Origin of the sequence: Streptomyces sp. MnatMP-M17 (assembly GCF_900091995.1) — a bacterium.
GTDB lineage: Bacteria > Actinomycetota > Actinomycetes > Streptomycetales > Streptomycetaceae > Streptomyces.
The window spans coordinates 1-12,364 of the sequence record NZ_FMDK01000158.1; the positions used below are offsets into that span (position 1 = coordinate 1).

The following is a 12,364-nucleotide window of genomic DNA, read 5'->3' on the forward strand; positions in this document are numbered from 1 at the left end:
CGCCCCGCCGCATCGGCGGGCGGTTCGGCCAGAAACCGGCGACCCAGACCGGCGGCCGGGGGCGTTGCACCGTGGCGGGCAGCAAAGTCACGTCCCGCACCTGGTAGTGACGTCCATCGTGGTTCACCGGCTCACCCGACCAGTAACGCCGCAGCAGGTCCAGGCCTTCGTCCAACCGCTCGGCCAGCACCTTCGGGTCCGTGGTGTCACCCAAACTCGCGTACTCGTCCTCGACGGGCCCGCCCAGCCCCGCGGCGAAGGTGACCCGGCCGCCGCTCACGGCGTCCAGGGTCGCCACCTGACGGGCGAGTTGCTGCGGACGCCGCCGGGCGACCGGGGTGACCGAAGTGCCCAGCCCGATTCGGGAGGTCGCCAGCGCGGCGGCAGTCAGCAGCATCCGGGGGTCCCCGAAGGGCCTTCCCCCGTGCCTGCGATGCAGCACATGATCCCAAACGAACAGCCCGTCCCACCCTGCCTGTTCCACTGCCGTGGCCACCTTCGCCACGGTGCTGGGATCGGCGAAGTCGCCGAAGTTCGGGATGTTCACCTAGAAACGCATCCCCGCATCCCGCGGCACAGCACCAGGACCGACCACCGATTAGTGGACCCACCGGTGACCGCGGATCGACGCAGTCCCCGGCGCGCAGAGCATACCTGCCTGGGGGGCCGAGAGCAGCAGCCCGCACAGCGTGGAGCAGGCTTTCGAGGACGGCTGGTCCGAAGGCGTGCGGGTGGTTACGGGCGAGCCGCGGCGCATCGCCGACACCACCGCCGATCAGCGCGGGCATGCCATGTCCCATGCCCGCCCGACTGCTCGCCCGCCACCTGCTCGACCACGCCGGGCGACCGGTCCCCCGCGCACCGGAGGCCGCGGTGGCGGGCCGGACCCGGCGGTCGGTGCGGAGGAGATCCCCACGGTGAGGAATTACGTGGCCTGCGATGACGTGGGCAAGGAAGCTGACGGCACGCCCCCTCGCGCGGGTGAGGGCGTCAATTGAGAAGCATGAGCGGCCCGGCGCAGAGAACCAACCTCAGCATGCTGTCACGCCATGCCACGGCAGGGTCAGCGCCGAGTCGGGGGCTGCGCTATTCGATCGCCATCAGCGGGGTGACTCGGCAGACTGCTCGTCATGAGCAACTCGTACGCCCAAGCGGTGCTGAGAACGACGGACCTTGCGGAGGCACTGCGAGTCGCTCGGCAACTGATCGATCTCGCTGATGCCGAGCAACTCGAAGTCGACTTCGAAGCACGTGTCTCAAGGACCGATGAGCTGGAACGGTTGATCGGGGCGATGCCGGACGCCGACTGGTGGTCCTACGGGACCGACCGACACGGCTCTTCACACAACGGTGACTCTCCATCAGAGTGGCTCCCGATCTTCCTGAGCAGGTGGTGCATGGACCCGGAAGCAGTGGATTGCTTCCTGGCCGCGGCAGGGGACGTTCCGGCCATGGTGCGCTGGGATTTCGACGGTTGGCCTGCGGCGCCCGAGATCGGCCTCGGCCCCGGGGGCACCAGAGGTGCCTACGTGACGGTGTGCGTGAATGCCCGCGACCTCTACCTTGAGGAGCCCGCGACGGACCACACGGTGTACGTCCATGTGAAACAGATTGAAGCCCACCGGGCTGCCTGGCTGGCAGCGCAAGTCGGTCTGGAGGTCATCGGCGAGTTGCACATGGCCCGCCTCTGAGACGGCGCACTGTTCACCGCTGTCATGGCCTGGCCTGGCCATGATGAAGTCCTGACGTTCCCCCGACAGCCGAGCCGCCCTGACGGCGATCAGGCGCACTGCGAACCACTCCTGATCGACACCAAGGCCCGCGAGGTTGGGCGTGCTGGACGACGCTGTCCGCGTTGAATCCCTGACCGTACTACCCCGGTTCCGGACTGAGTTCTACGGCTGCCCGACCGCCCGTAGCGACGCGCGGGTTCCGCGGGCCGGCCGGACTGGGCACTGACGGGCCGGTGCGGTCGCTGGTCGACCTGGCCCGCGCCGGAACACCATCGCGGTTACGGAGCTCTCCATGGTGGGCTGAACCAGGGCCGGATCGATGCCGCCCGGCTGCGCCGCGTCGTGGCCGGGCTGTCGGTGCCATAGGCGGCGGACGGTCGGCTGGTCCTGGCCGTGGACTTCTCGCGGTGGCTGCGGCCGGACGCCGGCACGGTTCCGGACCCGTACACCACCTGCTCGGGCCTACGGCCGCGGCGAGGCCAAGCATCAGATGATGCTCGGCTGGCCGTACTTGATCGTCGTCCTGGACTGCGACTGTGGACGCGGTCCCCGGCCGAACTGGGTTGACGCTCCGTCTCGGTGGGTGAGGTGGCCGTTGGTGCGACTCGCCCCAAGACCTGCCGCGCCTGCGGCAACCGCAGCGGTCAGTCGGCCGCCGAGGAGAAGGCCGAAGCAGGTACCGCCGACCACCCCTGGCTTCCGGTCTTCATGATGCCGATCGATTTCATACGGGCAGAAATTGCCGCCGAATGAGCGCTTCTGTCGCACCACGAAGCGATACGCACGCACTGGCGGGCCGGTGCAGACACAGGCGTAGACGTACGAGACGGACCTTCGCCCGGCTCCACGGCTTCAGACGCCTGCCCATCCGCCGGGAACAGCGAGTAGCGGGCCGACACCCACGAAGCCTTACTCGAACCGGCCCGGCTTCCTCGTCACCCGTCAGCAACTCAGCTCATCGCGTTGGCGTTGTCACACCCGGTCCGGGCCGGGAGCGCCATGCCGTTCGATGAGTTGGTCGGCGATCGCGTCGAGGTCCTGCCCGATGTAGTGCGGCTGCGGGCCGACATCGAGCGGCGCGTTGCCCTCGCGAAGGATGAGCGCGGCCTGCCAGCCGGCCGCCACAGCGCCGATCGTGTCCCAGACGTGGCACGCGATCAGGCAGATGTCACCAGGCTCGACCTCAAGTGCGGCGGCCACTGACTGGTAGGCCTCCGGAGCCGGCTTGTGGCGTCGCACGGTCTCGTCGACACTGAAGCGGCGCTCGAAGAGGTCGATCACACCCGCCCGCTCCAGCTGCCGCCCGGAGATCTCCAGCGTGTTGTCGGTGAGCGTGAACAGCCGGAAGCCGTGATCGCGGAGCCGGCGCAGGGCCGCCGGGACTTCGGGATGGGGCGGCATGGCGGCGAACCGGTCTGTGAGCTCGGCACCGTCGGCATCGCTGATCGTGATCCCGCGTGTGGCGGCCAGCATCCGGAGCACGGCGCCGCCGATGTCGGTGAACGGAACGTACACCCCGCTGAGCGTCAGCGCCTCTGAGTAGGTGATCAGGTTGGCGAACCACAGGCGCATGGCGGCGGGGTCGTCGAAAATCCTGTCAAAGGTGGGGCGGAGCGCATCCAGGTTGAGCAGCGTCTCGTTGACGTCGAAAACTACGACCGGTCGCTTCGGCATAACGGGCCTTTCGCTGCAACCACACAGGTGAACAACGGGCAAGCGGATCCGAATCCGCACAACACCGGGCCTCTCCTCAGGCACAGCACCGGGTTCCTCTTCGGGCAGGGGCGTATCCCCCGCCACCCCCGCAAGGAAGGTGTCCCAGCCGCGCGACAGCCGCATCAGCTCCGACCGCCGCATCCATCGAACGGCGGCACGTGATGGCCCGTACGGCTCACGGGCGGCGGCCGGGACAGACGACCCGAAGGCGCTCGCGCGGGCGGGAGGCGAACCACAGCTTCGGACGGGAGAACGCGAGCACGGGAGCCGCCGTGATGGGGCTCGCTGAAATTGGTCCTGTCCGCAGTTCCGTGAACGGACATAGGGCGCGGAGTGAGCGTGCCGCATGTGGCACTCTGGCCGGGTGGCGGTGAGCGACGGGGAACGTGCGGTAGGGGGCTGGATCTGGAACGAGAACGTCCAGCCCTTTTTGTTCCTTTTGGCGCATTACGTCGGCTACGACTTCGACGGTACTGACTGGCAGGCGGTGGAACTCGGCCTTGAGGCCACCGATGATGAGCACCTGGATCGCTGGTACAGCTATCCATTCGTCGGTTTGAACCATCACGTCGATGTGCACCTCGCCAAGGCCGTGGGTGGTGATGAGGTTTCTGTCCGTGTGACGGGGACTTCCGATCCTGAGCTGCTGTTGAGGGCAGACACCCTGATGGCGGCATTTGCCATAGGGCCCGTCCCGTAAGACGAGCGTGAGTCGCAGTCCCTCATGGCTGGGTGAGACGGCGTCGAGCTCCTGGCGGAGGGAGCCCGCGAAGCCCCGCATCGGTTTCGGGGCGTCCTGTTCGGCTTGGCGGATCCACTCCGGCGGCCAGCAGCAGGTATCCACGCCGGTGACGGACCAGATCGGCGAACGCGCGGGCGAGGTCGCAGGCTCTGGTGATGTCCGGGCAGCCGAGCCGGACCTCCGGCAGCCTCCTGTCCTGGCTGTTGGTAAGGGTCTCGCAGGGCCGCGTGATCCACGAGGTGATGTCGCGTGGGCCGGGGACGTCGGCCCGGACCGGGGCGGCGGTCGCTGGCGGAAGCCGGCAGTTCGTCGAGGTCGGTGTCGCGGAAACGGCGCACGGTCTTGCGGTCGAGGTTCAGCCGCCGGGCGATGGCACTGATCGTCCAGCCCTTCTTCACCAGGCCGTGGATGTCACCGAAGCGGTGACGGGTCCGCTGGATGATCTGAGTGCGGGGCAGTTCCGGCACGGGCAGTTCCATCGGGACCGGTTCCGGAACGGTCGGCTCCTTCTCCGGCCCGGCGTGTCCACGCAGGCAGTCACCGTGCTGGTGACAGATCCTCCCCACCGCGGCGGACAGGTTCTGAAGCAGATGCCGGCGAGCCGGACCACGACCCGACGCGACCCCAACGCCCGCTCACCCAGCCGCCGAAACGATCTGCCACTCCCTCCCCTGGCCCTCCCCTTACCTGGGGATTCACGGAACTGCGGACAGAGCCCTGGAGTTCCCCACCTCCTGCCCGGCGGATTCCCCGGACCTGCTCACCCTGATCCCCCAACCACGATTTGCTGAGCCTGGACGGCACAACACACGTGGACCCATGACCCGGATTTCCCGCACCCGAAAGTGATCGCCCATGCCTGTACCGAGCCTGCTCGCGGTTTTCGCCCACCCGGACGACGAGTCCCTGTCGGCGGGAGGTGTCCTCGCCCGCCATGCGGCCTCAGGCGCTCGAACCGCCGTCGTCACGGCGACTTGGGCCGAGGACAGTCACCGCGGCGAGGAGTTGGCCGATGCGCTCCACATCCTCGGCGCCGGCGAGCCACGGATGCTCGGCTATGCCGATGCTCGCGCACCGCTGTCGGCCCCGGGCCGAGTACGGTTCTGCGACGCGCCGCTCGACGAGTCGGTACGGCGGTTGGTCACGCATATCCGAGAGTTCCGCCCGGACGTCGTCGTCACTCATGACGCCTATGGCGGGCTGACCGGCCATCCTGACCATGCGCACACTCATCGGGTGACCGTGCTCGCCGTCCAGGCGGCCGGACTGGACCAGCTCTACCCGGCTGCCGGGGCTCCCTGGCAGCCGAGCGCCCTCTACCTGGCCACACACCCGCACTCTGCCGCGCGGGTGCTCGGAGAACACCTGGTCAGGAAAGGCCGGGCGATGTACAGCGTCCCGGACGAGTGGATCACCGCAACTGTCGATGTGGGGCCATGGCTTGAGCAGAAGCTCGGCGCTGTGCTGGCTCACCGCTCCGAGGTGGAGAGAGGAGCCCTGCCGGGCCGGATTGCCGCCCTTCCGCCAGCCGTCCAGGAAAGGCTGCTGTCCACCGAGTGGTACATCCTCCACAACCTCGTCTCCACAGTGACAGCGCAAACGGAGCTCACGGCCTGAAGCGGCTGGTTCAGGCGGCCCAGCCGACCGTGACGCGCCGACCGTGACGCGCCAACCGTGACGCGGCGACCGCTCTGCTCGCCGTCGCAGCCGCTGGGAGGACCGGTGTCAGGCGGGCGGCCCAGGGGCGCGCTGCGCTGCCGGTGAGGCAGCCCAAGGCTGCCTCACCGACACGTAGGGCGCTCCGGCACAGCGGTCCGGCGGTTCGCGCAGCGACCTGGAGGTTCGGAGCGCGTTGTTCAGTCCGCGTAGACGCTCAGTCCTGAGAGCTGGCCCGCCGGCCAGCCTGTATTCGCCGTGAACTGCACTCGTATGTAACGGGCCGACAGGCCGGAGGCGACAGGGAGTGTGACGGTGTTGCCGGTTGCCGGGTCGAAGGTGTGGGCGGCTTGGGAGGTCAGAGAAGACAAGGGTGTGTTGTCCGTCGCGCCCAGGACGGAGAGGGTCTGGGTGCGGGCGGTCCAGGCGGGGTTCGGGGGGAGGGACAGGACGATCCGTTTCACCGGTTGGGTGGAGCCGAGGTCGACCTGGATCCACTGCGGGAAGGCGTGGTTGGCGCTCTCCCAGTAGGTGTTGCTGTCACCGTCGACGGCGTTGCCCGCGCCGTAGTTCTGCGTCTGGCTGCTCGCGCTCGCCGGTTTGCGCAGCGCGAGGTCGCCGGTGGGCGGCGGATTGGTGCCGCCGCCTGTTGGTGTGGGACGGACGGCGGTCAGTGCGAGCTGGCCCTTGAGCATCCGGCCGCCGTCACCGGTGAGCCGCAGATAGTAGTCCGAGGAGCACGCCGTGCCGTCCTCGTCCAACGCGCGGATGCCCGAACCCGCCGGGATCTGGGAGGCGTTCTCGGCGGTCTTCGCGATCTGGTTGCCTTCGTTGAACTCGTCGAACATCGAGATATAGATCCCCGCCACACCGATGCGGCACATGTTGTAGAACTGCCGCCACATGAAGTCGCCGTGCGCGCGGTGCCCCGACTGGAGATCGCCGGGCAGCACACAGGGCTGGTAGTCGATCCCGTAGGCGTCGCAGTGTGCCTGGTCGGGCGTGTTGACATTGGCGTAGAAGTTGTCGGCGCCCGCGATGTTCCCGATCCGGCCGACCATCCACGGCGAGAGCATGTCGAAGGCGTGGTACACATCGAGGTATCCGGCCCGTGAGTCCTCGTTGCCGCTGCGCCAGTGTGTGGGCACTCCGCCCATCACATAACAGCCCTGCGCCTTGAACCAGTTGACGACATCCAGACAGACCGCGGCCGACCATGTCTTGTTCGGCTCGTTGAAACCGAAGCCCCAGATGCCGACCACCGGTTTGCCGTTCTGCCGGGCGTAGGCCGGAGATTCGGTGTGCGCCCTCATCTTCTCCAGCCAGTCCGCCTTCATCTCCGGCTGCATATTCGTCCAGCCGGTGGCGTCGTACATGATGTAGAACTTCCGCCCGTACTTCTCGGCGGCGCTCCGCACCTTCCCCGCCATGGCGTCCCGCGTCGCGCCCTCGCCGCCGTTGGGGTTGAAGCGCTGGAGAGCGGCGGTGTCCATGCCGTACTGCTGCATCCACGAGAAGTGCGTGTCGACGGTCTGCTGGTCGTACGAGGAGAACAGCGCGGCCGGCTGCCCGCTGCCGAGCGCCGGATAGGCGGTCCGGTAGGTGCGGGTGTAGTCGCGTACGTCGGGCCAGCTCACGATGGCGGTGTTGCTCGGGGACGGTGACTGGCCCCAGTTCTGCGACCAGTGCCACCAGCCGTTTATCGGCGCACCGTCACCGGAGCAGGCGAACCAGCCCTGGTAGCCGACGGTGATCTTGCCGACGACGTCTCCGGGCGGAGAGGCTGCCTGAGCGCCCTGGGCCCGGGCCTCCAGTGCCTGCGCGCTCTGGGCCTGGGCGCCCAGGCCCGCCGCCGCTCCGGCGCCGGCCAGTGCGGACGCGATGACGGTCCGTCGGGAAACGGCCATGGGGGGTTCCTCGCAATCGGCTCTGCGTATGGGCGTGCGCGGAAGATCGCTGCTCTCGAAGAACGTGGTGGGGTGCGAGTGCCTGTGTGGGGTGGCAGTGTGCGCGTCCCGGCGCACGCTGCCACCCCACACAACGTAGAGACCTGCCTGTCCATGGGCAAGACAAAGAACTGAAAATTATTGACTGATCGACGTCAGATCCGAAGGACCAAGCGAAATTCCTCTTCGGTCAGGAGCCCAGGGCCGGCGAAGGGACAGCCGTTTACGCCATGGCCCTGCCTCAGGCGTTCGCCGAGACCGCGGGCACGTTGTATCCGTCCAGCGACAGACTGGGCCTGCCCGACGGGAGCGCCTCGGCGGGCCAGGACACGGTGATCGTCCGGGACTCGTCGGGCAGCAGCCACAGATAGTTGTCGCCGTACAGAGTCGGCAGGACCCGCTCGCCGGTCCGCGCGTCCCGCAGCGAGAGCCTGACCATCGCCGCAACCGACGAACCCCGGTTGTGCACCCGCGCCGTGAGCTCCCTGCGCTCCCCCGCCCTGGTCACCGGGCCCGGATCCACGGACACCTTGGCCTTGCGGACCGTGTTGAGGGCCTGCATGTCCTTCGGCTCGCGGTAGCGCCAGTAGGTGTTCTCCGACAGCACACGTCCCCGCGCGTCCGTGAGGCTCAGCCGCAGCAGATGGAAGGCCGGCAGGTCCTCCGTCGGAGCGGCCGTGAACAGCCGAGTGGTCGCCGAGCCCTTGAGGTCCACCTTTTGGCGCTTCTCGCCGCCGAGCCGACGGCCGTCGAGGCTGTAGCAGCGCGCGGTGACCACCGCGCCGGAGATCTCCCGCGGTGTGTGGTTGACCGCCATGACATGCCAGCCGTTCGGGTCGGCCTGCACATGGAGGGTCTCGCACGAGGTCCGGGCACCGTAGTAGGTGCCATTGACATCGAAGTCGTAGTCATAGGTCTGCCACACCGTGCTGTACCACGCCGGGTGCGACATCCACAGCAGCAGACCGCTGGCGTCCTCCCACAGCCGGGCGTTCCAGGCCTCGAACATGGCCCTGGTGTTCTCGTAGTTGACGAACTGCGCCTTGCGGCAGAAGTCCTCAAGGCCCTTCGCGGTGCCGAGCCGCTCCTCGATCGCCGCCTGGTAGTTCTGCGGCGCCTGATTCCCCCGGGTGCTCCAGTCGTGGTAGAGCCACGCACCGCCGATCGGCCACTCGGGCCCGTCGCCGACGAGATTGCGCATCGTCTCGGCCGTGGACACCGTGGGCATACCGATCTCGGTATGGAAGCCGTACACCTCGCCGCCGTAGGTCGAGGACGAGAAGTAGCGCGCGGGCTCGACCCAGCCGTACGGGCCGCCGCCGGAGACGATGCCGCCGGCCGAGTTGTTCTGGTACAGCAGACCGGGCGCCTCGGCCGTGACCGCCTCCCGCATCCCGGTGTCGATCGCCTCCGGCGGATTGCCCTCGTTGGCACCGCACCACACCACGATGCTCGGGTGGATCCGGTAACGCCGCACGGTGTCCCGGGCGAGGCTGTTGAACGCGTCGTGGTCCGGCGGGTCCATGGCCCAGGCGTTCGGGAAGTCGTTCCAGACCAGGATGCCGTGCTCGTCGCAACTGGCGTAGAACTCCTCGCGGTTGCTGCTCCCGACCCAGTTGCGGATCATGGTGAAGTTCATGTCCCGGTGCATCCGGACGGCCGCGTCCATCCGCTCGGCCGGCATACGGCGCAGCAGTTCGTCCCAGCCCCAGTTACCGCCCCGGCAGAACACCCGCACCCCGTTGACACTGATCTTCAGCGGTACGGTCGTGTTGTCGACGGATGTCACATCGCGCCACGACTCGCCGTCGTCGGAGACCTGAATGGTGTACGACCTGGCGTACGCGGACTCCCAGACGATGGCGACCCGGTCGAAGGAGACCGACTCGCCCAGGTCGACCTGGATCCACTCGCCGTCCTGGTAGGCCGAGGACCAGCGCGTCGCGCCGTTCCCGTCCACCGCGTTGCCCGGTCCGCTCCCGCTCTCGGAGGTGGACGCGGTCGCGTCCTTGCGCAGCGCCAGATCCGTACCGGGGCGGCTGCTGTCCACCACGGACAGGCTCCACATCGAACAGCCCCAGCTCGTCGCCCTCTTGCTGCACAGCACCCGCAGATGGCGGGCCTTCTGAGCGGCGAACTCCGTGCTCTGCAGACTCGCGCTGCCCCCGGTGAACGGCAGTGGCACGGCGGAGTTGTCGACCGCCTTCACCTCGGTCCACGAGTCGCCGTCGGCCGACACCTCGATCACATACGTCTTCGCGTAGGCCCGCTCCCAGGTGATGACGACCCGGTCGAACCGGACTGCGGAGCCGAGGTCCACCTTTACCCAGTGGTCGTCCTCGAACGCCGAGGACCACCGCGTCCGCGGATTCCCGTCCGTCACATTGCCCGCCGCGTTGCCCGGATCGTCCACCGAGGACGCGGTGGCCTCCCGGCCGAGAGCCAGATCCGTGTCGGCCCGGGAGCTGTCCACGACCGTGAGGCCCCACATCGACGAGCCCCAGTCGGTGGCGCGCGTCCGGCACAGGATCCGCAGGTAGCGGGCCGTCCGCGGAGCGAAGTCCACCGTCTCCGCGTACGAGTCGGTCGCGGACTGGAACGTCAGCGGGATGTCGTACTCGTAGCCGAACTGCCGTATGCCGAAACGGGAGGCGCGCCGGTCGCTCTCCCGCCCGTCGGCCGACGCGACCAGCGTGAGCTCGTGGAGATTCGGCTCACCGTAGCCGTTGGGCCACCACAGCTCCGGGTCGCGCAGCCGGAGCTGCGGGTGGGTGGCGGGAGAGAAGGTGACATCGGCCGAGCCGCCGCCGGGCACCATGACCGACTGCGAGACCTTGACGCGGCCGAAGGCCGCCGACACCGTGACGCGCCGGCTGCCCGTGGCAGCGTTGCGGACCGGGACCACGATGGTGAGTTCCGCAGTGCGGGTGTCGGGCAGATCCGGCAGTACGGTGTCCACGCGCGGGTCGCCGAGGACCGCGTCGCCGGTGGACCGCAGCCGTACATGGTTCCAGATCCCGGCGGCGCGGTCGCGTACGGCGGGCATCCAGTCCCAGCCGGAGGAGGCCAGATACGTCGGCGAATTGCGGTTCATCGTCGTGGCGCCGGCGTCCACCCATGCCAGGCCCTCGGGTCCCTTGTCGGCAGGGCTGCCCGGGAACGGCATCGGGCTGATCCGTACCGCGAGCGCGTGCTCGTCGGCCCCGGCCAGCAGCTCGGTCACGTCGTACGCGCCACGGGCGAAGGGGAACGACTGGGTCTCCACCTTCGTGCCGTTGAGCCAGATCTCGGCCTCGTGGTTGATGCCGTCGAACTCCAGCCAGAGCCGCCGGCCGCGGCCCGCGTCGAAGCCGCGCGGCAGCCGGAAGCGGCGCCGGTACCACCACGCGTGGCGGGAGAGGGCCTCGGGCACCTGGAGGTTGTTCAGCCCGGCGACGGGATCGGGAAGGTGTCCCTGGTCGACGAGGGAGGTCAGTACGGTGCCCGGTACGGTCGCGGGCAGCCAGCGGCTCGTGTCCACCTCCGTCCCGGACAGCGCGGCTCCTTCACCGCCCGCCCAGTCGTCCATGGTGAGGTCCCAGTCGGACTCCAGCGGTACGGTCCCGTCCCCGGCGACCTTCAGCGGCTCGACCTCACGCCGGCGGGTCCCCCAGTCCGTCCATCCGGTGGCCTCCGGCCTCGCGCCGCGGCTGACGCCGTACACCTGGAACCCGTTGAGGCCGAGCGGATTGTCGTTGGACCGCTTGTGCACCGTCATACGGACCCACCGGGCGGTGACCGGCTTCGGCAGCGCGATCTCCACGATCCCGCCCTGTCCGGAGTCGGTACGGTGGACCTGCGTCCAGGACTTTCCGTCCCGGGAGACCTCGATCACAAAGGCGACGGCGCAACTGGACAGGATCTCCTGGCCGGTGGTCCTGTCGCGCGGGTTGCCGCCCGGAGCGTCGACGTAGGGCGGATCGTCCGCCGTCGCCTCGAAGGTAAGGCGCAGCGACTCGACCTCGCAGAGCGCCTGGAGGTCGACGGAGATCCACTGCGGATCCCCGTCGCCCGCGCGCCATCCCGAGCCGCGCACACCGACGGAGTCGAGCCTGTCCACCACGAACCGGCCGGGCGTGGGCGCGTAGTCGGTGGAGGACACCGACACGGGACGGTAGGCGGCAAGCTCGCCCTTGGACTGGGCCCGAGCCGTGGCGGGAGTGTCCCCGGTCGCCGCGTGGCCGGTGGCCGGAAGCACCATGCCGAGACCGAATCCGGCCAGCAGGGTGGAGCCTGTGCTGAGAACCGTGCGACGCGACGGTTGTGCGGGTGGGACAGACATCAACAGAAGCTCCGATCAGGCTTGCTGCCACAGAAAGGTGAACCAGCAACCGAATGACAACGATGTCAGATCGTGGTTCGGCATGAAGTGGTCTGTCAAGGGATGTGCACGGACTTACTTTGGCGGGAGGAGCGCAGCACGGGAGTCCCGCCACCGGATGACCGGTGACCGGTGCGTGGGGCGGGCGACGCTAGGGCGTGTTTCGAAAGTAGCGCCGTCCGCCCGGAGGGCGGGGCCTGCGGCGTCCGGT

General features: G+C 68.6%; 8 protein-coding genes. 4 read left to right on the forward strand and 4 right to left on the reverse strand.

Annotated features, from left to right (window positions below):
- Nucleotides 1–547: LLM class flavin-dependent oxidoreductase (locus GA0115259_RS08170; RefSeq protein WP_256097944.1), on the reverse strand; the 547-nt coding region annotated here is incomplete at its 3' end.
- A gap of 583 nt (nucleotides 548–1,130) precedes the next feature.
- Between GA0115259_RS08170 and GA0115259_RS08175 the strand changes: the two genes are divergently transcribed.
- The gene (locus tag GA0115259_RS08175) at nucleotides 1,131–1,691 is read left to right on the forward strand and encodes a hypothetical protein (RefSeq protein WP_093593034.1); all 561 of its coding nucleotides are present in this window, start codon (nucleotides 1,131–1,133) and stop codon (nucleotides 1,689–1,691) included.
- A gap of 621 nt (nucleotides 1,692–2,312) precedes the next feature.
- Entirely contained in the window at nucleotides 2,313–2,486 is a 174-nt protein-coding gene (locus tag GA0115259_RS40080) for a hypothetical protein (protein ID WP_161230321.1), read from the forward strand.
- 219 nt (nucleotides 2,487–2,705) lie between these two features.
- Here GA0115259_RS40080 and GA0115259_RS08185 read toward each other — a convergent pair whose 3' ends face one another.
- The gene (locus tag GA0115259_RS08185) at nucleotides 2,706–3,590 is read right to left on the reverse strand and encodes a haloacid dehalogenase type II (protein ID WP_237539847.1); all 885 of its coding nucleotides are present in this window, start codon (nucleotides 3,588–3,590) and stop codon (nucleotides 2,706–2,708) included.
- A gap of 223 nt (nucleotides 3,591–3,813) precedes the next feature.
- Here GA0115259_RS08185 and GA0115259_RS08190 point away from each other — a divergent pair, with 223 nt between their 5' ends.
- Both GA0115259_RS08190 and GA0115259_RS08195 read left to right on the forward strand, forming a co-directional pair.
- Nucleotides 3,814–4,149: a hypothetical protein gene (locus GA0115259_RS08190; protein ID WP_256097945.1), complete on the forward strand. Its 336-nt coding sequence runs from the start codon at nucleotides 3,814–3,816 to the stop codon at nucleotides 4,147–4,149.
- Nucleotides 4,150–5,046: 897 nt separating this feature from the next.
- Nucleotides 5,047–5,808 (forward strand): PIG-L family deacetylase, encoded by a 762-nt coding sequence (locus GA0115259_RS08195; RefSeq protein WP_093593040.1) that lies wholly within the window; start codon nucleotides 5,047–5,049, stop codon nucleotides 5,806–5,808.
- 239 nt (nucleotides 5,809–6,047) lie between these two features.
- Here GA0115259_RS08195 and GA0115259_RS08200 read toward each other — a convergent pair whose 3' ends face one another.
- Nucleotides 6,048–7,754 carry a glycoside hydrolase family 99 protein gene (locus GA0115259_RS08200; RefSeq protein ID WP_093593043.1) on the reverse strand — a complete coding sequence of 569 codons (1,707 nt, stop codon included), beginning with the start codon at nucleotides 7,752–7,754 and terminating at the stop codon, nucleotides 6,048–6,050.
- 280 nt (nucleotides 7,755–8,034) lie between these two features.
- Entirely contained in the window at nucleotides 8,035–12,114 is a 4,080-nt protein-coding gene (locus tag GA0115259_RS08205) for a discoidin domain-containing protein (protein WP_093593046.1), read from the reverse strand.
- Nucleotides 12,115–12,364: the final 250 nt, after the last annotated feature.

What these genes read in the sequence shown, in the direction of transcription:
- GA0115259_RS08175 (WP_093593034.1), top strand. Translation starts at nt 1,131, where the DNA reads ATGAGCAACTCGTACGCCCAAGCGGTGCTGAGAACGACGGACCTTGCG.
- GA0115259_RS08185 (WP_237539847.1), bottom strand. Translation starts at nt 3,590, where the DNA reads ATGCGGCGGTCGGAGCTGATGCGGCTGTCGCGCGGCTGGGACACCTTC.
- GA0115259_RS08195 (WP_093593040.1), top strand. Translation starts at nt 5,047, where the DNA reads ATGCCTGTACCGAGCCTGCTCGCGGTTTTCGCCCACCCGGACGACGAG.
- GA0115259_RS08200 (WP_093593043.1), bottom strand. Translation starts at nt 7,754, where the DNA reads ATGGCCGTTTCCCGACGGACCGTCATCGCGTCCGCACTGGCCGGCGCC.
- GA0115259_RS08205 (WP_093593046.1), bottom strand. Translation starts at nt 12,114, where the DNA reads ATGTCTGTCCCACCCGCACAACCGTCGCGTCGCACGGTTCTCAGCACA.